Genomic DNA, 21,779 nt, shown 5'->3' with positions numbered 1-21,779 from the left:
GATTAAGGCGTGGGCAAGCGATGGATAAGCCGGGATAAGTTTGATCCTGGAGACTATGTATATTTATTCAGAGGTCTCACGCGAGGCCAGATGTTGCGGCTGTGGAAATCTGGAATTTTTTGTGTTGTGGATAAACTTGTGCATAAGCCGGCGAAAAACCAGGGATAAGCCGGGATAACTTGTCTGCAGCCTGCTTCACACGGCGATGCGCGTCTCGAATTTGCTGCGGAACGTGGAAAAATAGCTTTTCACGTTGCGCACATTCGCGTGCGCGGCGAACAGCCGGTGCGCCAGCGCGTGATACGCGGGCATGTCGGCCACCTGCACCATCAGCACGAAGTCGGGCCCGGGCGAGACGCGGTAGCATTGCAGCACCGCCGCTTCTTGCGCCACCAACTCTTCGAATTCCGCCATGCGTTCCGCCGCCTGCACATCGAGCGTGATTTCCACGATGGCCGTCAGGCGCGCGCCCACCAGCTGCGGCGCGACGATGGCCACCTGCCGCTCGATGACGCCGCTTTCGCGTAAATGCTTGACTCTGCGCAAACAGGTGGGCGCCGAGACGTGGACTGCTTGCGCCAGCTCGCTGTTGGTTTGCGATGCATCAATTTGCAGGGCGTTCAGAATGCGACGATCGATCTCGTCGAGGGTAATGTTGCTATTGTTCATGATTTTAATGAATTGGGAAATATATCGAGTTTAAATGAAATAATATTTCATCGCAAAATGGTCGTGAAATATTCAATCAAAAATACATAGATTTAGAAAGCATATTTCATGCGCTCTGCATTAGCATGCTTGCATTGATTAAATTTTAGACAGAGGTTTCCATGTGCGGCATCGTCGGCGCAGTAGCGCAACGTAATATCACTCCCATCCTGGTCGAAGGCTTGAAGCGCCTGGAATACCGCGGCTACGATTCCTGCGGCATCGCTCTGCATGCGGATGGCCGTTTGCAGCGTTCGCGCTCCACCTCGCGCGTGGCCGAGCTGGAAAAGCAGATCGCGGAAGAAGGCTTGAGCGGTTTTACGGGCATCGCCCATACGCGCTGGGCCACGCATGGCGCCCCTGTCTCCTTCAATGCCCACCCGCACTTTTCCCCCACGGAAGAGAACGCCCGCGTGGCGCTGGTGCATAACGGCATCATCGAAAACCACGACGAACTGCGCGCCGAACTGACTGCGCTCGGTTACGTCTTCCAGAGCCAGACGGACACGGAAGTGATCGCCCACCTGGTCGAGCACATGTATAACGGCGACCTGTTCGAGACCGTGCAGCAAGCTGTCAAACGCCTCGACGGCGCGTATGCGATTGCCGTCTTCTGCCGCGACGAGCCGCACCGCGTGGTCGCCGCGCGCCAGGGCTCGCCCCTGATCGTCGGCCTGGGCAACGGTGAAAACTTTGTCGCGTCCGACGCCATGGCCCTGGCCGGCACGACCGACCAGATCATCTACCTGGAAGAAGGCGACGTGGTCGACCTGCAATTGTCGCGCTGCTGGATCGTCGACGTCGACGGCAAGCCCGTCGAGCGCGAAGTGAAGACCGTGCACGCGCACACGGGCGCGGCCGAGCTGGGCCCGTACCGCCACTACATGCAGAAGGAAATTTTTGAGCAGCCGCGCGCCATCGGCGACACGCTCGAAGGCGTGACGGGCATCATGCCGGAACTGTTCGGCGACAACGCCTATGCCATCTTCAAGCAGATCGACCGCGTGCTGATCCTCGCCTGCGGCACCAGCTCGTATGCGGGCATGACGGCCAAGTACTGGATCGAGTCGATCGCCAAGGTGCCCGTCAGCGTGGAAGTGGCCAGCGAATACCGCTACCGCGACAGCGTGCCGCACCCGAACACCTTGGTCGTGACCATTTCGCAAAGCGGCGAAACGGCCGACACCCTGGCAGCCCTGAAACATGCGCGCAGCCTGGGCATGCAGCACACCTTGACCATCTGCAACGTGGCCACCAGCGCCATGGTGCGCGAATGCGCGCTGGCCTACATCACGCGCGCCGGCGTGGAAGTGGGCGTGGCGTCCACCAAGGCGTTCACGACGCAGCTGGCCGGCCTGTTCCTGCTGACCCTGTGCCTGGCGCAAGTCAATGGCCGCCTCTCCGAAGAACAGGAAGTGGCGCACCTGAAAGCCATGCGCCACTTGCCCGTCGCCATCGCCTCCGTGCTGGCGCTGGAACCGCAAATCATCGCCTGGTCCGAAGAATTCGCCCGCAAGGAAAACGCCCTCTTCCTGGGCCGCGGCATGCACTACCCGATCGCCCTGGAAGGCGCGTTAAAGCTGAAGGAAATCTCGTACATCCACGCCGAAGCCTATCCGGCCGGCGAACTCAAGCACGGCCCGCTGGCCCTGGTGACGAATGAAATGCCGGTCGTCACCATCGCGCCAAACGACGCCCTGATCGAAAAGCTGAAATCGAACATGCAGGAAGTGCGCGCCCGCGGCGGCCAGCTGTACGTCTTCGCCGACGTGGATTCCCGCATCAGCTCCGGCGAAGGCCTGCACGTCATCCGCCTGCCCGAGCACTACGGCGACCTGTCGCCGATCCTGCACGTGGTCGCGCTGCAATTGCTGGCCTACCACACGGCACTGGCGCGCGGCACGGATGTGGACAAGCCACGCAATCTGGCGAAGTCGGTGACGGTGGAGTAAGGGGGCCGGATTCAGGCTTTCTTCTTCAAGGGGGCGGGGCGGTGCTAGAACGGTACTGCTCCACCCACTTCACCGACTGCGCTATGCCGCCAAACGGAAAGAAATGCAGGCTGACCTTGCCATGTGCTTCTGTCAGCCCGGCGGTCAGGCGATCAACAAACACATCCGGCCCCGCCGTGCCGAACAGCTTGCCGATGGAAACCCCGTACTTGGATAACATCGAGGCGCAAGCGCCCACGCCGCACATTGCAGCATAGCGCGCCAGCACCGCGATGCTCGCGGGGCCCGGCACGCCCACGCGCACGGGATGGTTGATGCCACGCGCGCGCAGCGCTTCTAACCACGTCAACACGATGTCGGCATCAAACGCGAATTGCGTGACGATCAAGGGCGCCATGCCGCGCTCGCTGATGCTGCGGCACTTGCGTTCAAGCACCTCCCACTGTTCAGCCATGCTCATCACTGGATGGCCTTCCGGGTGACCGCCCACGCCGATCACCTTCATGCCAGCGCGCTCGAAAACGCCTGTGTCGATCAGCGAGGCACTGTCGGAAAACGGCCCCATCGGGGTGGACGGATCGCCAGCGATGATGAAGCAGCGCTCGACGCCGGCTTCAGCGACCGCGCGCTGGATGAATGACTCCAAGCCAGCGAGCGAGACGATACGGCGCGCAGACAAGTGCGGCATGGGCTCAAAGCCGAGCCTGCGCACGGCGTGCGCCGCGGCCAGCCGCACGTCGTCGTTCTCGCGTGCCAGGTAGGGAATGGCAATCGTGGACCCAGGCAATATCCGGGGCGCCGCCGCGCTCAAAGCAGCAATGTCCTTCGTACTGGCTTCCAGGGAATAGGCATCAGTGATGTTGCCAGCGGGCCGGGGCTGAGCGGGATGCATCAAGGGGCCGACCATAGCTTCACTGCGCATGAGCGCTGGCCGGCTGGCGCGCCAGCGCGATGAAGGCCTTCACGTAGTCGGTGGCGGTGTCCGTCTCGCGTGCGCCCAGGAAAATCTGCTTGGCGATGCCGCGCGCGCCCAGCCGTACCGGCACCACATCCATCTTGGCCGCGTATTCCTCGACCAGCCAGCGCGGCAGGGCGGCCACGCCGCGGCCGCTGGCCACCATCTGCAGCATGATGTCGGTCGTTTCGATGGCTTTGTGGCGCTTGGGCGTGACACCGGCCGGCAAGAGGAACTGGTTGTAGATATCCAGGCGCTCGATGTCGACGGGGTAGCTGATCAGTACTTCCTGGGTCAGTTGCTGCGGTTTTACATAGGCCGCCGACGCCAGGGCATGGCCCTTGGCCACGACCAGCACCTGCTCGTAGTCGAACACGGGTTCGAATGTCAGCCCCGGCTTGTACAGCGGGTCGGGCGTGACCAGCAGGTCGATCTCATAGCCGAACAGCGCGCCGATGCCGCCGAACTGGAACTTTTGCTTGACGTCCACATCCACGTCGGGCCAGGCGGCCAGATAGGGAGACACCACTTTGAGCAGCCACTGGTAGCAAGGGTGGCATTCCATGCCGATGCGCAACGCACCGCGCTCGCCCTGCGCGAACTGGCCCAGGCGCTCTTCGGCCAGGTCCAGCTGCGGCAGCACCCGGTTCGCCACCGCCAGCAGGTACTGGCCGGCCTGCGTCAGGCGCAGGTTGCGCCCTTCGCGCAGCCAGACGTCGGTGCCCAGCTGCTGCTCCAGCTTCTTCATGCTGTGACTCAGGGCCGACTGGGTCAGGTGCAGCACGCTGGCTGCGGCCGTCAGCGAGCCTTGTTTTTCGACCTGCTGGACGATGCTGAGGTGGATGCGTTCAAGCATTGAAATGAGCCATATTCATGGATGTATGAAATAAGACCATTATACTTCATCGATTCCCCCCGCTATCATCCATCTCCTTGTCGTTGGCATTCTTCGCCCTCGCGCATCACTCCCTATGAAAGCAAACATGACACGTCCACTTCGCTTAGTCGCGGTTTCCGGCGGGCTGCAACGCCCTTCCAAGGCGGCAGCCCTGGCCGAGCACCTGATGGATCTGATCGCCGAGGAAGTGCTGTGCGAACAGCGCCTGGTCGAGCTGGGCCAGCTCGCACCGCAGCTGGCCGGCGCGACCTGGCGCTCCCACTTGCCCGATACGGTGGAGCGGGAACTTGCGGCGGTCGAGCAAGCCGACATCCTGGTGGTGGCAACGCCGGTCTTCCGTGGTTCCTACACGGGGCTGTTCAAGCACTTCTTCGACTTCATTGACCAGGACGCCTTGATCGACAAGCCGATCTTGCTGGCGGCCACCGGCGGCAGCGAGCGCCATGCCCTGATGATCGACCACCAGTTGCGGCCGCTGTTCAGCTTCTTCCAGGCACGCACATTGCCGCTGGGCGTCTACGCGACCGACAAGGATTTCCTCGACTACCGTCTGCAGGACGAGGCCCTGATCCAGCGGGCCGCGCTGGCCGTCCAGCGGGCCTTGCCCTTGGTCGGCTTGACGCGCCATGCGAGACATGCCACCGCTGAAGCGCTGGTCGCGGCCTGATACGCATCACGACGGTCAATCAACACATTCATCTTTTTGCAGACATCAGGACAGATCACCATGAGCAAAGACTTTGTATTCAGCATCAAGAGCATTATCTTCGATGAAAACTATCACCCATCGGACAGCACGCGCTTGACGACCAACTTTGCCAATCTGGCCCGGGGAGAGCGTCGCCAGGAGAACTTGCGCAACACCCTGAAAATGATCGACAGCCGCTTCAACAGCCTGGCGCATTGGGACAATCCGAAGGCAGACCGCTACTCGGTGGAACTTGAAATCATTTCCGTCGCGTTGAATATCGGTGCCGAAGGCGACAATATTCCATTGATCGAGATATTGAAGCCGAATATCCTGGATAAAAAAACCAATGAGCGCATCGATGGCATCGCCGGGAATAACTTCTCCTCGTACGTGCGCGATTACGACTTCAGCGTGCTGCTGCCAGAGCACAACAACAATCAATCCACGTTTGGCACGCCGGACAATTTCGGCGATTTCCATGGCAAGCTGTTCAAGCACTTTGTCAAATCAACTGCTTACAAAGCGCGCTTCAGCAAGCCGCCCGTGATCTGCATCAGCGCCTCGAGCAGCAAAACCTATCAGCGCACTGAAAACCAGCACCCCATCCTGGGCGTCGAGTATCAACAAAATGAGTTCTCGTCGACGGATACATATTTCGAGAAAATGGGGATGCAGGTGCGCTATTTCATGCCGCCAAACAGTTCCGCGCCGCTGGCCTTCTACTTTATCGGCGACCTGCTGGGTGATTACAGCAATCTTGAGCTGATCGGCACCATCAGCACGATGGAAACATTCCAAAAGATTTACCGGCCCGAGATTTACAACGCCAATTCCGCGGCAGGGAAGTTGTATCAGCCTAGCCTGAAGAACCAGGATTACTCATTGACACAGATTGTCTATGACCGGGAAGAGCGCAGCCAGCTGGCGGTCAAGCAGGGCAAATATACGGAAGAGCACTTCATCAAGCCATACAAGCATGTTCTTGAACAATGGTCTGCGAACTACGCTCTCTGATTAATCACAATACACGACATCAATCATCATGAAAAATTTATTGCCTACTTCCACCGCCGGCAGCTTGCCCAAACCTTCCTGGCTGGCGCAGCCTGAAAAACTGTGGTCGCCGTGGAAATTACAGGACGAGGAATTAATCGAGGGCAAACAGGACGCCTTGCTTTTGTCACTGCAAGAACAGCAGCTGGCAGGCATCGATATCGTCAGTGACGGCGAGCAAACCCGCCAGCATTTCGTCACCACGTTCATCGAGCATCTGAGCGGCGTGGATTTTGACAAACGCGAGACCGTCAGGATTCGTGACCGCTACGATGCGAGCGTGCCGACCGTCGTGGGCGCCGTGAGCCGCACCAAGCCGGTGTTTGTGGACGACGCCAAATTCCTGCGTCAGCAAACCACGCAGCCGATCAAATGGGCGCTGCCAGGCCCGATGACGATGATCGATACGCTGTATGACAGCCACTACAAGAGCCGCGAAAAACTGGCCTGGGAATTTGCCAAGATCCTCAATCAGGAAGCCCGCGAATTGGAGGCGGCCGGCGTCGACATCATCCAGTTTGACGAACCCGCATTCAATGTCTTCTTTGATGAGGTCAATGACTGGGGTATCGCCACCCTGGAACGGGCAATCGAAGGACTCAAATGCGAAACGGCCGTGCATATTTGCTATGGCTACGGCATCAAGGCCAATACGGACTGGAAAAATACGCTGGGCTCCGAGTGGCGCCAATATGAAGAGTCTTTTCCGAAGCTGCAGAAATCGAATATCGACATCATCTCGCTCGAATGCCACAACTCGCGTGTACCCATCGACCTGATTGAACTCATTCGCGGCAAAAAAGTGATGGTAGGCGCCATCGACGTGGCCAGCAATACCATTGAAACCCCGGAGCAAGTGGCCGACACCCTGCGCAAAGCGCTGCGCTTTGTCGATGCCGACAAACTTTATCCGAGCACCAACTGCGGCATGGCGCCCTTGTCGCGTCAGGTAGCAAGAGGCAAGTTGAATGCGCTCAGCGCTGGCGCGCAAATCATCCGGAGAGAACTTTCCTAATCGGCTGGTGACGTTACGCCTGCGCCTAAGCCAGGCGCAGCAGCATTATTCGCAAGCGCTCCGCCATCCGTGCCCGCAAGGCCGCGTTCAGCAGCGGCGCCACCTGCGCAAAAGCGTTCGCGATGCGCACCATCAAGGCATCGAGATACTCTTCCGCCTGCCGGCGTGTGGCGAAGCCGAAACGGGTCACATCGCGCAGCATGGCGTCGCGCGTGATGTCGCGGCGGCCGGCGCTCACTTGCATGACCAGTGATTGCGGGTCGTCTTGCGTATCCGGTACGACATCGAAGGCGGGCGAGAGGCGCCAGCGTTGCTCGTCCAGATGGAACAGCACGGCGTGGTTGCGCGGATGGTCGTCGTTGTTGCCGACGACGCCGTTGAAGACCATGCGGCCAAACAGTTCGATGCCGTCTTCTGCCGGTGCGCCGATGCGCCGCAGTTCTTCGGCCAGGCGGGGGTAGCTGGCGCCATCGCTGTCAGCCACTTCCACCGGTGGATATTGCACTTGCAGCAGCGAGGCGGCGCTGACGGTCATGATGCGCCGCGCGCCGCGCCGGTCGTAGCGCAGGATGCGCACCACGCTGCGCTCGGCCGTCAATGCATGGTGGCGCGTGTCGGCGAAACGCAGGCCAGCCGCCCTGCCCCATTGCATGGTCGCGTGTTCCAGCAGTGCCAGGTCGACCGTATCGGTCATCAAGCCCGGTTTCACCAGCCAGTAATCTTCACCGTCCTGCACCGTGGCTTTCGGACGTGCGCCGCCCATGCTGGGGGTGGCGAACAGGCGTTTGCGCAGGGGCGCATTGAGTGTTGGCCGGCTTTCCGCGATGGCCAACAGTTCTTGCACCAGCGCGTCCAGGCGATGCAGCCTGGGACTGGCCAGCTGCGCTATGTTCGGTTTGGGCGTGTCGCCCACGGCCAGCGCACCCCAGCGGTCACCGTTTCCCGACAGGCGCAAGAACTGGATCGCCGTGGTTTTTTCGCCCAGCTGGTGTTCGCGGCGTATCAGCATCTGCCCCCAGGAATCGGGACTGGCGTCGCGCAGCACGTCATGCAGGCCGCCATAGCGGCGCGCCAGGTGTTCCATGCCGGGAATGAAAGGCAGATTGACGGGATCGATGGCCCAGGACAAGCCTGCATCGGCATAGCTGGGCGCGTACCGAAAGCTGCCGATGCCGGTACGCGCATCGAGCACATAGCGACCAGCCACCACCCATTCGCCGTTGTCGGGCCGCTGCAGATAGACAAACAGGGGACGGCTAGAAGTAGCCATCGTCGTGCTCGTTTACGGTGGAGCGGCTGCGGATGTTGGCGCTGTCCATTTGCCACAGCGCCGCGTCCGGTTCCGGCGCCGTGATGGCAAGGATGCCGAGCACGTGGAAGGCGGCCAGGAACAGACCCACGTTGACGGATGCCTCGCCCCGTTCCATGCGTTGCAGGGTGGGGTGCGAAATGTCGAGGCGGGCGCACAGGTCGCGTGCCGTGATGTTTTGCTGCACCCGCTGCTTGCGCACGCACTGGCCCCATATCCTGAGCCGCTCGTTGACGAGCGTCGGCATGGCATCTTCCGGGCGGGCACGTTTTGTCATAATCAGGAAGTGAACATGGAAGTGAACATATTTTTTATATTGTAGCCCTTAATTGCAAGAATATGTACGCAGCAGTTGAGCTAGCAGTTGAGCTTTAATGTAAACATAAAATTGAATTTAATACGACTAAATTCAATCTTATGTTCATGGTACACCCCGTCGCGCTATTCTAAAATTCCTCCCACTGCGCCGGTGCGCTGGCGCGTTGCGGCGCCGCTGTCACGCTCACGCGCATTGCCGTGCCGGTCGCTGGCCGCGCGGCAGCCGTCGGCAAGGTCGTCGCTGCCGCGCCGTCCAGTTTAAATACGCTCACCACCTGCGCCAGGGTCGCCGCCTGCTCCTGCATGGCAGCGGCCGCAGCGGCCGACTCTTCCACCAGGGCCGCATTTTGCTGGGTGACGTTGTCCATCTCGCTGATGGCCTGGTTGATTTGCTCGATGCCGGCCGTCTGTTCCGCGCTGGCCGAGGTGATGTCTTCCATGATGTCGGTAACACGGCGCACGCTGTCGACCAGGTCGGTCATGGTGTCGCCGGCTTGATGCACGAGCTCGCTGCCGGCCGCCACGCTCCGGGTCGAGTCGTCGATCAGGGTCTTGATTTCCTTGGCTGCCGCTGCCGAGCGGTGCGCCAGGCTGCGCACTTCCGTGGCCACGACGGCAAAGCCGCGGCCTTGCTCGCCCGCGCGCGCCGCTTCCACGGCCGCGTTCAAGGCCAGAATGTTGGTCTGGAAGGCGATGCCGTCGATGACGCCGATGATGTCGGCGATCTTGCTCGACGAGGCGTCGATTTGCCGCATGGTCGCCACCACTTGGGCGATGACGGCGCCGCCGCGCTGCGCCACGCCGGAGGCCGTGTCGGCCAGCACATGCGCCTGGCGTGCATTGTCGGCATTCTGCTTGACGGTCGAGGTCAGCTCTTCCATGGAGGACGCCGTCTCTTCCAGCGAGCTGGCTTGCTGCTCCGTGCGCGCAGACAGGTCCAGGCTGCCCGCCGCCACTTCGGACGAGGCCGAGGCGATCGTTTCCGTGCCGGCGCGCACCGTGCCCACCGTGTGCGCCAGGCTGTCGTTCATGCGCTTGAGCGCCTGCAACAGTTGCCCCATTTCATCGCGCGACTGCACGGTGATCTGGCTGCGCAAATCGCCTGCGGCCACCGTGTTGGCCACTTGCAGCGCCGTGGCGACGGGACCGGTGATCGAGCGCGTGATGCCATACGCTAAGGCCGCTGCGATGGCCAAGGCCGCCAGCGACATGCCGATCAGCAAGGTGCGCGTGTTGGCATACGTGGCATTGGCATTGTCGCCCGCCGTGGTGGCCAGGGTGTTTTGCAAGCTGATCTGTTCAGCGATCAATTGCTTGTAGACCAGCAAGACGGGACGCAGCTGGCCGTACAGGTAGGCGCTGCTGTCGTCCGGCGTGCCGCTCCTGATCAGTTCAAGCAAGGCTTCCTGCCCTTGCGCGTAGCGCGTGTTGGCGTCGTTCATCTTCGCCAGCAACGCGCGTTCACGGTCGGAATCGAGCATGCTCGCGAGCTTGCCGAGATTGCCGGCCGCCGCCTGGCGCGCGGCCAGGATGGCGTCCGTTTGCTTGCGCTGGTCGGCTGGATCGGCGCTGAGCATCATGTTGCGCAGGGCAATGGCGATGTCGTTGATGTTGGCCGAGACGCTGTTGGCGAGCTCGATCTTCGGCATGCTGTCATGCACGATATGGCCGGTGCCCTGGTTGATCTTGCCCAGCATGGCAATGCCCAGGCAAGAGATGATGATCAGCATGGCGCCGATGGCGCCAAAGCCCACTGCGAGGCGTGTGCCGATGGTCAGGTTGGATAAAAACTTCATGGCTGTCTCAATACGGAGGGAATGGTGAAAAGGTCGGCGGCGTGCAGATGGCTGCCGCGCCGCCAAGCGGACGACGATCCTAGACCTTTTTGAATCATATTTCCATAGGGCAATATGCCTAGTTTCCCTCCGGGGCACACGCCGGTTCCGCTTATCCTGCGGCTTGGCGGTGTTTTCAGCTATATTGGCAGGCACCCGCCGGGCGGCACGCCTTGACCGGCGCCGCCGCCAATCCGGCCGTTTTTCTCATTTTCAGCCATAGGTCCGCATGACTTCTTTCCGTCTCCGTTTCTTTCCCTTCCTGCTGGCGTTGTTGCTGGCCTGCTCGCTGGCTCCCCCGCCCGCCTGGTCGCAGCCCGTCGATGACGCCGCCACGGCCGACCAGCGTCTCGATGGTTTGCGCAAGCAGATCACGGGTATCCAGAAGGCGCTCGATGGCGAGGCGGAGCTCGATGACGCGACCCTGTCGCAGATGCGCGCCGATGCGCTGGCGGCCAGCGCCGAGGCGGACAAGGTGGCCGACGCGCTCGCACCCACGCTCACCAGCGTGCAGGCGCGGCTGGCCGAGCTGGGCAAGCCGGCGGCGGGCACGAAAGATGCTCCCGATGTGGCGGCGCAGCGCAGCCAGCTGGACCGCACCAGCAGCGCGCTCGATGCACAGGTGAAACTGGCGCGCTTGCTGGCCGTGGAAGCGACGCAGGCGTCGGAGCAAGTGTCGACGGTGCGCCGCGCGCAGTTGCAGGCGCGCCTGGGCGAACGCACGGCCTCGATACTGGCTGGCTCGTTCTGGAAACAGTTGCATGCGGAATTGCCGCAGAACCTGCAGCGCCTGCGGGCGCTGGAGCTGGAATTGGCGAACGCGGCAAGCGCCACGCCGTGGTCGGCCTGGGGCGGCTTGCTGGCCGCCATCGTGGCCGTGATCGGCGCCAGCGTCTGGATTTCGCGCTATTTGCTGGTGGTGACGTCCACGCGCGTGCCGCATGGCCGTTTGCGCCGCTCCCTGCATGCGCTGGCCGTGCTGGTGCTGGCATTGGCTACGCCGGGCCTGGTGGCGGAATTGCTGGCCATGGGGCTGCGCTGGGAGGGCGGCCTGTCCGAAAAGACCTCGACTTTCCTCAGCAGCTTGATCGGCATCATCTGCTTTGCCGGTTTTACGGCGGGACTCGGCCACGCACTGCTGTCGCCGCGCCGCGTGTCGTGGCGCTTGCTGCCCCTGCCCGACGCGCTGGCGCACCGCATGCGCAATTTTCCATCGATGTTTTCCTTCATCGTCGTGCTCGTGTGGGCGACGGAACGGGTCACCATCGTCATCAATGCGGGCCTGTCGACGGCCGTGGCCGTCAACTGCATCGTCGCCCTCGTGATGAGCACGACCATTGCCTACGGCTTGATGCGGGCCGAGCGCTGCTGGCGCCAGTTGCGCGAGGCCGATCCCGCCAATCTGATCACGCCGTTGTGGCTGCGCTGCGTCACGGTGCTGCTGTGGCTGGCGCTGGCGTCGAGCGTCATCAGCTTGCTGATCGGCTATGTGGCGTTCGGCAGCTTTGTTGCCAAGCAAATCGCCTGGGTCATCGTCGTGCTGTGCAGCACGTATTTGCTTACGGTGCTGGTTGACGACATCTGCATGCTGCTGGCCTCCACGCCGCCACCGCCGGACGCGGCCCATCCCGTGCTGGCCACGCCCAAGGCGCGCGACCAGGCGGCCGTGCTGTTGTCGGGTATCGGCCGCGCGATCGTCGTGCTGCTGGCCCTGATGCTGCTGCTGGCGCCGTTCGGCGAAGGTCCGGGCGAGCTGTTCCAGCGCGTCGGCAAGCTGCAGGATGGCCTGGCCATCGGCGAAGTGGCGATCCGCCCGGCCGCCATGATCCAGGCGCTGCTGGTGCTGCTCGTCGGCTTTGTCGCGCTGGGCTTGTTCAAGCGCTGGCTGCAAAACAGTTATTTGCCGACCACCAATCTCGACACGGGCATGCAAGTGTCCTTCATCACCCTGTTCGGTTACATCGGCGGCGTGCTGGCCGTGGCGCTGGCCCTGTCGGCGGCAGGCATTGGCCTCGAACGCATCGCGTGGGTGGCGTCGGCCTTGTCGGTGGGTATCGGTTTTGGCTTGCAGGCGGTGGTGCAGAACTTCGTTTCCGGCTTGATCCTGCTGGCCGAGCGTCCCGTCAAAGTGGGCGACTGGGTGTCGCTCGGTGGAGTGGAAGGCGACATTCGCCGCATCAATGTGCGCGCCACGGAAATTCAGCTGGGCGACCGTTCGACGGTGATCGTGCCGAACTCGGAATTCATCACCAAGACGGTGCGCAACGTGACCCTGGCCAATCCGCTGGGCCTGGTGCAAGTCAAGCTGCCGCTGCCGCTGGGCACGGATGCGCAGGTGGCGCGCGCGCTGATCCTGTCCGTCTTTGTCGACAATCCCGACGTGCTCGACACACCGGCGCCGAATGTGCAGCTCGACGGCATCGACAATGGCCTGTTGTTGTTCAACGCCACCGGCTTTGCCTCGTCGCCGCGCCTGACGTCGGGCATCCGCAGCGCGCTGCTGTTCGAACTGCTCAAGCGTCTGGACGATGCGCACATCGCCATTGCCAAGCCCAGCACGATGGTGCTGAGCACTGTGCCGGCGCAGCCCGAGGCGCCGGCCATGTCAGCCGTTGCACCGGCGCCGGCACCGGGGCCGCCGCTGACGAGCTGATCAGCGGATAGTCGACCACAGCAGGGCCGCCAGGTACAGGCCGATGCCGAACGCCGTGTGGGCCATCAGGCTGCGCAGGCGGGCGGCGTTTGGGTGCGGCGTCTTGCTGGCGGCCAGGCCGGCGCCCATGCCCGGCTGCAAGATGCAAAATGGCGCGGCCACGCTCACCAGGCCCGCCAGCAGGGCCGGCGCGAACGTCGGCTGCTGCACCCACGTCTGTCCCACCAGCGCCAGCAGCACGGCCGCAAACAGCACGCCGATCAGGTAATGAGCCGTCCAGCCCAGGATGGCTTCATCGCGCACGGGCGTCGCCTGGGCGATGTTGACATGGCTGAAGGTGCCGCGCGGCAAATGGCCGAGCCAGCGCCCCACCATCGCAAAGTTCAGCGAGGGAATGCACCAAAAGCGTTTCAAGGCCACGGCCCACACATCCATCACCGCCGTCGCGCCCACGCCGATCGCCAGCGCATCAAGCCAGAGTATTTGCATTGCTGCTCCTAACATTCAATTAATTGCTTGAATGTTATAAGGGTGCTAGCATCGTGTCAATGAAAAATTCCGATATCGAATTGCTGACCGGTTCCGCCGGGTTTGCCCATATTTTAGGCAGCGCGCCCCGTTTGCGTCTGCTCGAGCAGATCGCGCATGGCGAGTATGCGGTGGAGCAACTGGTGGAGTTGACGGGCCTGTCCGTGGCCAATACCTCCCAGCATTTGCAGCAGTTGCGGCGCGCCGGTTTCGTGCAGGCGCGGCGCGACGGCAAGCGCGTGCTGTACCGGCTGGGCAGCGGCCCCATCGTGCAATTGCTGGCCGCACTGGACGTGTATGCGCAGCACCAGCGCAGCGAGTTGCAGGCGCTGGGCCGGGGCGACCACGTGGAAGCGATCACGGGCGACGAGTTGCACGAGCGCATGCGCGAGGCCAGCATCACCGTGCTCGACGTGCGTCCCGCGCAGGAATTTGCCGCTGGCCACCTGCCCGGTGCGATCAATATTCCTTTTGATGACTTGCAGCGCCGCCTCGGCGAATTGCCCGCGAACGCAGAAATCGCCGCCTACTGCCGTGGCCCGTATTGCGTGCTGTCCGTGCAGGCCGTGGCGGCCCTGCGCCAGCACGGCTTGCAGGCGCGCCGTCTCGGCAGCGGCTACGACGACTGGCAGGCGGCCGGCTTGCCTGTCGTGCAGGCGGCGTAATGGCGATCCCCGACACTAAGCAGGCACTGCTCGACGCCATCAACAGCACGTATGCGAAGTTGATACAGGAGCTGGCGCGCGTGCCGCCGGAGCTATCGCGCGAACCTGTGCTGGAAGGACAGGTGGCGGGTACGCGCATGAGCGTGTGCGATCTGCTCGCCTATCTGGTGGGGTGGAACGAGCTGGTCTTGCACTGGCACGCGCAGCTGCGCGACGGCAAACGCATCGAGGACATCGCCTTTCCCGCCGAAGGTTTCACGTGGAACGCTCTGGGAAAACTGGCGCAGCGCTTCTATGCCGACTATGCTGAACTGGGCATGGATGAGTTGCTGCTGCGCCTGGAGCAGGCGAAAAACCAGCTGCTGGCGCTGGTCGAAAGTCATGATGACGCGCAATTGTATGGCCAGCCCTGGTACACGCATTACACGATGGGGCGCATGATCCAGTTCAACACGTCGTCGCCGTATGCGAACGCGCGCACGCGCTTGCGGGCCTGGCTCAAGACCGTGTAGCACAGTGACCTGTGGGCTTGCACGATTGCATCAGTACGTTCAGGAAATTTTTCAGGCAGGATAGTGGTTTCAAGCGCAACCGACTGAAGGATCACCATGCTGACCATCGCCCTCGCCCAGCTCAACCCGACCGTGGGCGACTTCGACGCCAATTGTGCCGCCATCACCGCGCGCATGCAGCGCGCCAGCGAGGACGGCGCGGACCTGCTCGTGTGCCCCGAATTGTCGCTGTGCGCGTATTACCCGGGCGACCTGTTCGAGGACGCCGCCTTCCTGCGCGGCATGCAGCAGGCGCTGAACCAGCTGCTGGAAGCGTCCACGCGCTGGCCGGCGCTGGTCACCGTCATCGGCACGGCGCGGCCCAATCCCGGCGTCGGCAAGCCCCTGTACAACGCCCTGCTGGCGATGCGCGACGGGCGCATCGTGGCCGAATACTACAAGCAGCTGCTGCCCACTTACGGCATCTTTGACGAAGGCCGCCATTTCGAACCGGGCCCGCCCGGCGCCTGCACCCTCGATATCGCCGGCAGCAAGGTCGGCTTCATGATTTGCGAGGATGGCTGGAACGACGACGGCCGTGCCTACGCCGTCAATCCCTTCGATGCCCTGCACGCGGCGCAGCCCGATCTGATCGTCAGCATCAACGCCAGCCCGTCCGACATCGGCAAGCGCGCGCAGCGCCACGCCGTGTTTGGCGCCGCCTGCGCGCGCGTGAATCTGCCCCTGCTCTTCGTCAACCAGGTGGGCGGCCAGGACCAGCTCGTGTTCGACGGCGCCTCGTTCGCCATGTCACCGAGCCAGGGAGTGCAATTCGAGGCGGCCCGCTTTGTCGAGGATTTCCCATTGCTGCGTTTTGCCGGCGGCCGTTTTACGCGGCCCGATGGTCAGCCTTTCCCCGTGCCCGACCCGGACGGCATCCCCGCCGTGGAATTTGCGCGGCGCCAGATCGTGCTGGGGTTACGCGACTACGCGCGCCGCTGCCGCTTTACGCAAGTCGTCGTCGGCTGCTCGGGCGGCATCGATTCCGCGCTGACCCTGGCCCTGGCCGTCGAAGCGTTGGGCGCCGACAACGTCGTGGGCATCACCATGCCATCCGTGTTTTCCAGCGCCGGCTCGGTCACCGATTCCGTCGCCCTGTGCGCCAACCTGGGCATCGCCCTCTACACGCATCCGATCCGCGACATCGTGGCGCAATATGAAATCGGGTACGCGCAAGCCTTCGACGGCAAGCTGCAGGGGCTGCCGCTGGAAAACCTGCAGGCGCGTGTGCGCGGCACGATATTGATGGAGTACTCGAATGCCTTCGGCGCCCTGCTGCTCACCACCGGCAACAAGAGCGAAATCTCGGTTGGCTACTGCACCCTGTATGGCGACACGAACGGTGGCCTGGGCCTGCTCGGCGACCTGTATAAAACCGAGGTGTTCGCCCTGTCGCGCCACCTCAACGCCAGCGCCGGGCGCGAACTGATCCCCGTCGCCGTGCTCGATAAACCGCCATCGGCGGAACTGGCGCCGGGCCAGCGCGACACGGACAGCTTGCCGCCGTATCCCGTGCTCGATGAGATTCTCAAATGGCATATCGAGGGACGCCGCTTGCCGGCGGCTGAAAGCGCGCAAGCACTGACCCTGGTCGACCAGCTGCGCGAGACGGACGAGGGAAGGATTCTCGTCACGCGCATCCTCGGCATGGTCGCCCGCAATGAATACAAACGGCGCCAGGCGGCGCCCATCATCCGCGTGCGTTCGCGCGCCTTTGGCAGCGGGCGCCAATTGCCGATCGCCGCCCACTACCCCACCGGAGACGATGCATGACCTTATCCTATTCCGCCGACGCGGCCATCCTGATTGGCCGCTTCCAGCCTTTTCACAATGGCCATGCGGGCTTGTTGCAAAAGGCGCTGGCGACGGCCGCGCAAGTGGTGGTGGTGCTCGGCTCGGCCTTCCATGCGCGCAGCCCGAAGAACCCGTTTACGTGGCAGGAACGGGCCGCCATGATTGCCGCGACCTTACCCGAGGCGCAGCGCGCGCGCGTGCATTACGTGGCCGTGCGCGATTACTACGACGATGGCTTGTGGGCCGATGCCGTGCGGCGTGCCGTGGCGGGCGCCGTGCCCAAGGCCCAGCGCGTCACCCTGGTGGCCTGCTTCAAGGACGCCACCAGTTACTACCTGCACCATTTCCCGCACTGGCAATTATTGAATCTGGAGATCGATCCCGGTGCCCCCATCGGTGCGACGGCGATTCGCAACGTGCTGTTCGAGGCGGAAGACGTGGACGTGTCGCTGAGCGCCGTGGCGCAGCTGCTGCCGGCCGCCATCGGCCAGTATGTGAAGGCGTGGACCCTGCTGCCGTGGTACGCGCCGCTGGTGCAGGAATACCGCGCCATCGAAGCCTATAAAGCGCGCTGGCGCGCGGCACCGTATCCGCCCATCTTCACCACCGTCGACGCGCTGGTGCAGACGGGTGGCCACGTGCTGCTCGTGCGCCGTGGCGGCTATCCGGGCAAGGACTTGTGGGCCTTGCCCGGTGGCTTCCTGGAGCCGCGCGAACGCCTGCTGCAGGGCGCCCTGCGCGAGCTGGCGGAAGAAACCCAGCTGGGCGTGCTGGCGCCTACCCTGGTCGAGGCGCTGGTCGGCGTGGCCGTGTTCGACCATCCGGACCGCAGCCAGCGCGGGCGCACCATCACGCATGCGCATTATTTTGACTTGAAGACGCGCCAGTTGCCGGAAGTGACGGCGGCCGACGACGCGGCGCTGGCGCAGTGGGTGCCCGTGGCGGCGCTGCTGGCCATGGAAGAGCAATTCTTCGAAGACCACTTTCACATCCTGAACCACTTCCTCAAGCTCACGCACGAGGGGCGCTGAGGGGGCTATTCCCCCTCCTTGCGCATCAAGAGGTGATGCGTTCCCAGCCGTGCCGGACGGCCGCCTTGAAGTTGTCCCACGCTGATTGCGGATACGTGTGCTCCCACGTGGAACGCAGATCCGCTTCCACGTCGTCCCATGGGCGGCCCCGGTAGCTGTCGCTGCTGGCCATTGAATGGCCATAGCGGTAGGCGGGATCGTAGTCTTCGAAGCGCGCGCCGGTGGCGACATAGGTGGTGCTCCAGTGGCTGCGGTAGTACTGCTCGTCGTCGTAACTGGTACCGGGCAGGTTGTCGGCGCCGGGATAGCGGCGCGCGTTGGCGCCCACGCTGGACGGCGGCGGGGGCGTCATGTCGCTGGCAAATTGCTGCGACCCTGGCGACTCGTTCATGCTGCCTTGCTGCGATGGCGTATCCGACTGCATGCTGGCGCCCTGGCGCCGCGCGCTGCCGTCCTGCGGCGCGCCCTGCCAGCCGCCGGCGCGCCAGTGCTCGGCGTGCGCATCGATGTCGAGCGGCGCGTAGCGCTCGACGATGTCGGTGGCGCGCTGGATATCGGCGTCGCTCGCGCCTTCCAGGGTCAGCACGACATGTCCGCGCCGCACGGCTTCCGCATAGATGTGGCGGTCGGCGTGGTTGCCGAACAGGTCCGTAAAGAAATGCTTGACGCTGTCGAGCAGGCTGTCGCTGTCGTCGCGGCGGATGTTTTCCGTGGCGGAAGTGTCGTCACTGCCCGCATCGTGCAGGCGGATGCTGGCGCCAGGAAATCCCGCCGTGATCAGGTCGTGCCGGGCGCGCTCAGCCATGTCGCGCAGGGCGAAAACTGCTGCCAATGTATGTGCCATGATGGTCTCCAATCGGTGAACAACGTCCTGTCAGTGTAGGCCGTGCAAAACGAAAGGGGCGCCCGTTTGCCCCTTGGAAACCGTTGTATCTGTCAAATATTGACCACGTGAAACCTCAGTCCGGCGTGCCCACGAAGGCGCGCAAAAAGTCGATAAAGGCGCGTACCTTTTCCGCGATATGCTGGGTGTTCGGATACACGGCATACACGCCCTGCTCCGGGAAGATGACGTCGGGCAGCAGGCGGCGCAGGCGTCCCGCGCGCACTTCCGCCTCCACCTGCCATTGCGGCAGCAGGGCCACGCCGCAGCCGCCCAAGGCAAAGCCCAGCAGGGCCGAGGCGGAGTCGGAATGGATGGCGGCGTCGTCCTGCGCCGTGAAGGCGGCGGGGCCGTCTTGTGTCTGCACGTCCCAGCGCAGCGGCGCGGCCAGGCGGCTGTGCGCCAGCCAGCGTGCGCGCTGCAGTTCTTCCAGGCTGGCGATGCCCTTGGCAGGCAGGCTGGCCAGGTAGGCGGGCGAGGCGACGGGCCAGATCGCGTACGGCTCGATCAGCGCGGCGCGGTAGCTCGAATCGTTGAGGGAACCCATGCGGATGGCCAGGTCATAGCGGCCCGAGATCAGGTCTTCATGCGACGACGACGACGAATGCTGGATCTGCAGCTGCGGGTGGGCGGCGGCAAAGGCGATCAGCGCGGGAATCACCGTGCGGCTGCCGTATTCGACGGTGGTGGTCAGGCGCAGGGTGCCGCGCAAGCCCTGGTGGCCTTGGCGCGCCGTTTCGATGGCGCCCTGCGCTTCGCTCAGCACGCGCTGGCAATCCTCGTAAAAACGCCGCCCCACGTCGGTCAGCGCCAGGCTGCGCGTGCTGCGCGTCAGCAGCGACACACCCAGCTCCGCCTCCAGCTGTTTCAAATTAAAACTGACGACGGCTTTGCTCTGGCCCAGCACGGCGGCGGCCGCCGTCAGCGAACCGGCGTCGACGATGGCGATGAAAATGCCTAAACGGTCAAGACTGATCATAAATAAGAATGAGGAGGCATGCGGGTTGTAGAGGTTTGTCAAAATTTGTTTGACAGTGTAATCGGGGCTGGCCCGTTACGCAAATGGCGATGGACGCTTAAGCTGGCCGTTTGCCATTCGGAGCACCATGGACTATCGCAAAAAGGTCGCGGCCATCTATCTGCTGGGGTTCTTCGTCGACCTGATCAACATGTTCATCACCAGCGTCGCCTATCCCGACATCGGCCATGCCCTGCACGCCTCGGTGGCGCAGCTGGCCTGGATCAGCACCGCCTACATCCTCGGCCTGACCATCGTCATCCCGGCCAGCGCCTGGCTGGCTGCCTATTATGGCAGCAAAACCGTGTTCATGGCATCGTTGCTAACTTTTTTATGCGCCAGCATCGGCGCCGGCCTGGCACCCTCGATCGAGGCGCTGATCGCCTGGCGCTGCGTGCAGGGCCTCGGCGGCGGCTTGTTGATCCCGCTGGGGCAAAGCATGACCTACCAGCTGTATCAGCCTGCCGAGCGCCCCGGCCTGTCCTCCGTCATCATGCTGGTGGGCTTGCTGGCGCCCGCCCTGTCGCCCGCGCTGGGCGGCGTCATCGTCGACAGCCTGTCGTGGCGCTGGATTTTTTATTTGAACGTGCCGTTTGCCGCGCTGGCGCTGCTGCTGGCCGCCTGCTGGCTGCGCCCTGATCCGCCACGCGCTGCCGTGCCCCGTCTCGACGTGGGCGGCCTGCTGGCGGGCAGCACAGCCATTCTTTTGCTGTTGCTGGGCTTGACGATGCTGGGCACGCCGGACGAGCTGCTGGCCGGCGCCGGCGTGCTGGCGCTCGGTGTTGTCTGCGCCTGGGCTTACGTGCGCGGCGCTTTGAGAAAATCGACGCCGCTGCTGAACCTGCGCCTGGCAAGTGAGCCGCTGCTGCGCATCGCCATGCTGATGTATCTGCTGGTGCCGGGCGTTTTCATGGGCGTGAGCCTGCTGGCCATGCTGTATCTGCAGGGCGTGCTGGGCATGTCGGCATCGACAGCCGGCGCGCTGATGCTGCCATGGGCGCTGGCCTCGTTTGCGGCCATTTCGCTGACCGGCAAAAGCTACCGCCGCGTGGGTCCGCAACCGCTGTTCATCGCGGGCGCGCTGCTGCAGGCGGCGGGCATGCTGATGCTGCTGCGCGTGGAGGCGGCCGATCAGCTGTTCTGGCTGGCCGGCGCGTATGCCGTGATGGGCTTTGGCGGCGGCTTGTGCAGCAGCACGGCGCAAAGCACGGCCTTTTTGCGCACGCCGGACGGGCAGCTGAGCCAGGCCAGCGCCGTGTGGAATATCAACCGCCAGCTGGGCTTTTGCCTCGGTGTCGCGCTGCTCAGCGTACTGCTCAATGGCTTGCTGGCGGCGCAGGGCATCGCATCGCTGGACGACCCCGCCCAGCACCTGCGTGCGGCGCAGGTTTTCCACTGGTGCTTTGCGCTGGCCGCAGCGTCGTGCGTCCTGCCCCTGGCGCTGTGCGCGCGTATCGACAACCGCGCCGTTCTCGACCTTTTACTACACCATGGAGCAAGCAAAAAATGACTGCAACGAACCCCTATTTTGACGACGTTTTATCCACGCATGTGCTGATCCGCGAGTGGCTGTCTGGCGAGGCGGCGGCAGCGGAAAAATGCGCCGATTTACTCGCGCGATTTTCGCCCGATTTTACGATGGTCGCGCCGGGCGGGATGCAGCTCGATCACGCTGGATTGACCAGGTTTTTTCAGGGTGCCGGCGGCAGCCGACCGGGCCTCGCCATGCGCATCACGGACTTGCAATTGATCCAGGAAAGCGCCGCTGGCGCCACCGTGTCCTACCGCGAATTCCAGTCGCTGCCGGGCGCGGAAAACACCGAGCGCTGGTCCACCGTCGTGTATGAAAAAACGCCCGATGGCGCTTTGCTGTGGCGCCACCTGCATGAAACGTGGGCCGCGCGGGCGGATTGATCCTGCAG

20 protein-coding genes are annotated in these 21,779 nt (G+C 63.2%); 11 read left to right on the top strand and 9 right to left on the bottom strand.

What is annotated here, in order from left to right; genetic code table 11:
- Positions 1-195 precede the first annotated feature (195 nt).
- Positions 196-669, bottom strand: a complete 474-nt coding sequence (locus tag P9875_RS01475) for an Lrp/AsnC family transcriptional regulator (RefSeq protein WP_035823420.1) — start codon at positions 667-669, stop codon at positions 196-198.
- 161 nt (positions 670-830) lie between these two features.
- Between P9875_RS01475 and glmS the strand changes: the two genes are divergently transcribed.
- Positions 831-2,660 carry a glutamine--fructose-6-phosphate transaminase (isomerizing) gene (gene glmS / locus P9875_RS01470; protein WP_278317419.1) on the top strand — a complete coding sequence of 610 codons (1,830 nt, stop codon included), beginning with the start codon at positions 831-833 and terminating at the stop codon, positions 2,658-2,660.
- Between the two features lie 25 nt (positions 2,661-2,685).
- Here the strand turns inward: glmS and P9875_RS01465 are convergent, their stop codons facing one another.
- Positions 2,686-3,582, bottom strand: a complete 897-nt coding sequence (locus P9875_RS01465) for a methylenetetrahydrofolate reductase (RefSeq protein WP_278317418.1) — start codon at positions 3,580-3,582, stop codon at positions 2,686-2,688.
- Complete coding sequence (locus P9875_RS01460; protein ID WP_278317417.1) at positions 3,572-4,471, bottom strand: LysR family transcriptional regulator; 900 nt, start codon at positions 4,469-4,471, stop codon at positions 3,572-3,574. Before P9875_RS01460 ends, P9875_RS01465 begins: the two co-directional genes overlap by 11 nt.
- Before the next feature lie 127 nt (positions 4,472-4,598).
- Here P9875_RS01460 and msuE point away from each other — a divergent pair, with 127 nt between their 5' ends.
- The 3 genes from msuE to P9875_RS01445 are packed head-to-tail and all read left to right on the top strand — an operon-like array spanning position 4,599 to position 7,272.
- Positions 4,599-5,180, top strand: a complete 582-nt coding sequence (gene msuE / locus P9875_RS01455) for an FMN reductase (protein WP_278317416.1) — start codon at positions 4,599-4,601, stop codon at positions 5,178-5,180.
- Between the two features lie 60 nt (positions 5,181-5,240).
- On the top strand, positions 5,241-6,218 hold the full coding sequence (locus P9875_RS01450; protein ID WP_278317415.1) for a DUF1852 domain-containing protein: 978 nt from the start codon (positions 5,241-5,243) through the stop codon (positions 6,216-6,218).
- Positions 6,219-6,246: 28 nt separating this feature from the next.
- A complete protein-coding gene (locus P9875_RS01445; RefSeq protein ID WP_278317414.1) occupies positions 6,247-7,272 on the top strand; it encodes a methionine synthase in 1,026 nt (341 codons plus the stop codon).
- Between the two features lie 25 nt (positions 7,273-7,297).
- Here P9875_RS01445 and P9875_RS01440 read toward each other — a convergent pair whose 3' ends face one another.
- The 3 genes from P9875_RS01440 to P9875_RS01430 form a co-directional block, all read right to left on the bottom strand.
- Positions 7,298-8,542: a type II toxin-antitoxin system HipA family toxin gene (locus P9875_RS01440; RefSeq protein ID WP_278317413.1), complete on the bottom strand. Its 1,245-nt coding sequence runs from the start codon at positions 8,540-8,542 to the stop codon at positions 7,298-7,300.
- Positions 8,529-8,828 carry a helix-turn-helix domain-containing protein gene (locus tag P9875_RS01435; RefSeq protein ID WP_278317412.1) on the bottom strand — a complete coding sequence of 100 codons (300 nt, stop codon included), beginning with the start codon at positions 8,826-8,828 and terminating at the stop codon, positions 8,529-8,531. The genes P9875_RS01440 and P9875_RS01435 overlap by 14 nt, the downstream gene beginning before the upstream one ends.
- A gap of 199 nt (positions 8,829-9,027) precedes the next feature.
- The gene (locus tag P9875_RS01430; RefSeq protein ID WP_278317411.1) at positions 9,028-10,695 is read right to left on the bottom strand and encodes a methyl-accepting chemotaxis protein; all 1,668 of its coding nucleotides are present in this window, start codon (positions 10,693-10,695) and stop codon (positions 9,028-9,030) included.
- Between the two features lie 268 nt (positions 10,696-10,963).
- Between P9875_RS01430 and P9875_RS01425 the strand changes: the two genes are divergently transcribed.
- Complete coding sequence (locus tag P9875_RS01425; protein WP_176387836.1) at positions 10,964-13,387, top strand: DUF3772 domain-containing protein; 2,424 nt, start codon at positions 10,964-10,966, stop codon at positions 13,385-13,387.
- On the opposite strand, the gene P9875_RS01420 is transcribed toward P9875_RS01425, so the two are convergent.
- A complete protein-coding gene (locus P9875_RS01420; protein WP_278317410.1) occupies positions 13,388-13,876 on the bottom strand; it encodes a DUF2938 domain-containing protein in 489 nt (162 codons plus the stop codon). It abuts the gene before it with no gap.
- Positions 13,877-13,935: 59 nt separating this feature from the next.
- Between P9875_RS01420 and P9875_RS01415 the strand changes: the two genes are divergently transcribed.
- From P9875_RS01415 to P9875_RS01400, 4 genes are all read left to right on the top strand, one after another.
- A complete protein-coding gene (locus P9875_RS01415; protein ID WP_278317409.1) occupies positions 13,936-14,580 on the top strand; it encodes an ArsR/SmtB family transcription factor in 645 nt (214 codons plus the stop codon).
- Positions 14,580-15,092 carry a ClbS/DfsB family four-helix bundle protein gene (locus P9875_RS01410; RefSeq protein ID WP_176387833.1) on the top strand — a complete coding sequence of 171 codons (513 nt, stop codon included), beginning with the start codon at positions 14,580-14,582 and terminating at the stop codon, positions 15,090-15,092. The genes P9875_RS01415 and P9875_RS01410 overlap by 1 nt, the downstream gene beginning before the upstream one ends.
- A gap of 96 nt (positions 15,093-15,188) precedes the next feature.
- Positions 15,189-16,904: an NAD+ synthase gene (locus tag P9875_RS01405; protein WP_278317408.1), complete on the top strand. Its 1,716-nt coding sequence runs from the start codon at positions 15,189-15,191 to the stop codon at positions 16,902-16,904.
- Positions 16,901-17,956, top strand: coding sequence for a bifunctional nicotinamide-nucleotide adenylyltransferase/Nudix hydroxylase (locus tag P9875_RS01400; RefSeq protein ID WP_278317407.1), 1,056 nt, complete (start codon positions 16,901-16,903; stop codon positions 17,954-17,956). Before P9875_RS01405 ends, P9875_RS01400 begins: the two co-directional genes overlap by 4 nt.
- Positions 17,957-17,981: 25 nt before the next feature.
- On the opposite strand, the gene P9875_RS01395 is transcribed toward P9875_RS01400, so the two are convergent.
- Together P9875_RS01395 and P9875_RS01390 are read right to left on the bottom strand one after the other, a co-directional pair.
- On the bottom strand, positions 17,982-18,800 hold the full coding sequence (locus P9875_RS01395; RefSeq protein ID WP_278317406.1) for a hypothetical protein: 819 nt from the start codon (positions 18,798-18,800) through the stop codon (positions 17,982-17,984).
- Positions 18,801-18,915: 115 nt separating this feature from the next.
- Positions 18,916-19,818, bottom strand: a complete 903-nt coding sequence (locus P9875_RS01390) for a LysR family transcriptional regulator (protein ID WP_278317405.1) — start codon at positions 19,816-19,818, stop codon at positions 18,916-18,918.
- 127 nt (positions 19,819-19,945) lie between these two features.
- On the opposite strand from P9875_RS01390, the gene P9875_RS01385 reads away from it, so the two are divergent.
- The gene (locus P9875_RS01385; RefSeq protein WP_278317404.1) at positions 19,946-21,367 is read left to right on the top strand and encodes an MFS transporter; all 1,422 of its coding nucleotides are present in this window, start codon (positions 19,946-19,948) and stop codon (positions 21,365-21,367) included.
- Entirely contained in the window at positions 21,364-21,771 is a 408-nt protein-coding gene (locus tag P9875_RS01380) for a DUF4440 domain-containing protein (RefSeq protein ID WP_278317403.1), read from the top strand. The genes P9875_RS01385 and P9875_RS01380 overlap by 4 nt, the downstream gene beginning before the upstream one ends.
- The last annotated feature ends 8 nt before the right edge of the window (positions 21,772-21,779 follow it).

Source organism: Janthinobacterium rivuli (genome assembly GCF_029690045.1).
In the GTDB taxonomy this organism is placed as follows: Bacteria; Pseudomonadota; Gammaproteobacteria; order Burkholderiales; family Burkholderiaceae_D; genus Janthinobacterium; species Janthinobacterium rivuli.
The sequence above is the reverse complement of the archived record's forward strand: the minus strand, read 5'-3'. Positions and strand labels throughout refer to the sequence as shown.

Coding starts and splice junctions, on each gene's coding strand:
- P9875_RS01460 (WP_278317417.1), bottom strand. CDS start 4,471: ATGCTTGAACGCATCCACCTCAGCATCGTCCAGCAGGTCGAAAAACAA.
- P9875_RS01410 (WP_176387833.1), top strand. CDS start 14,580: ATGGCGATCCCCGACACTAAGCAGGCACTGCTCGACGCCATCAACAGC.
- P9875_RS01425 (WP_176387836.1), top strand. CDS start 10,964: ATGACTTCTTTCCGTCTCCGTTTCTTTCCCTTCCTGCTGGCGTTGTTG.
- P9875_RS01415 (WP_278317409.1), top strand. CDS start 13,936: ATGAAAAATTCCGATATCGAATTGCTGACCGGTTCCGCCGGGTTTGCC.
- P9875_RS01385 (WP_278317404.1), top strand. CDS start 19,946: ATGGACTATCGCAAAAAGGTCGCGGCCATCTATCTGCTGGGGTTCTTC.
- P9875_RS01445 (WP_278317414.1), top strand. CDS start 6,247: ATGAAAAATTTATTGCCTACTTCCACCGCCGGCAGCTTGCCCAAACCT.
- P9875_RS01395 (WP_278317406.1), bottom strand. CDS start 18,800: ATGGCACATACATTGGCAGCAGTTTTCGCCCTGCGCGACATGGCTGAG.
- P9875_RS01440 (WP_278317413.1), bottom strand. CDS start 8,542: ATGGCTACTTCTAGCCGTCCCCTGTTTGTCTATCTGCAGCGGCCCGAC.
- P9875_RS01390 (WP_278317405.1), bottom strand. CDS start 19,818: ATGATCAGTCTTGACCGTTTAGGCATTTTCATCGCCATCGTCGACGCC.
- P9875_RS01400 (WP_278317407.1), top strand. CDS start 16,901: ATGACCTTATCCTATTCCGCCGACGCGGCCATCCTGATTGGCCGCTTC.
- P9875_RS01475 (WP_035823420.1), bottom strand. CDS start 669: ATGAACAATAGCAACATTACCCTCGACGAGATCGATCGTCGCATTCTG.
- msuE (WP_278317416.1), top strand. CDS start 4,599: ATGACACGTCCACTTCGCTTAGTCGCGGTTTCCGGCGGGCTGCAACGC.
- P9875_RS01405 (WP_278317408.1), top strand. CDS start 15,189: ATGCTGACCATCGCCCTCGCCCAGCTCAACCCGACCGTGGGCGACTTC.
- P9875_RS01430 (WP_278317411.1), bottom strand. CDS start 10,695: ATGAAGTTTTTATCCAACCTGACCATCGGCACACGCCTCGCAGTGGGC.
- P9875_RS01380 (WP_278317403.1), top strand. CDS start 21,364: ATGACTGCAACGAACCCCTATTTTGACGACGTTTTATCCACGCATGTG.
- P9875_RS01435 (WP_278317412.1), bottom strand. CDS start 8,828: ATGCCGACGCTCGTCAACGAGCGGCTCAGGATATGGGGCCAGTGCGTG.
- P9875_RS01420 (WP_278317410.1), bottom strand. CDS start 13,876: ATGCAAATACTCTGGCTTGATGCGCTGGCGATCGGCGTGGGCGCGACG.
- glmS (WP_278317419.1), top strand. CDS start 831: ATGTGCGGCATCGTCGGCGCAGTAGCGCAACGTAATATCACTCCCATC.
- P9875_RS01465 (WP_278317418.1), bottom strand. CDS start 3,582: ATGCGCAGTGAAGCTATGGTCGGCCCCTTGATGCATCCCGCTCAGCCC.
- P9875_RS01450 (WP_278317415.1), top strand. CDS start 5,241: ATGAGCAAAGACTTTGTATTCAGCATCAAGAGCATTATCTTCGATGAA.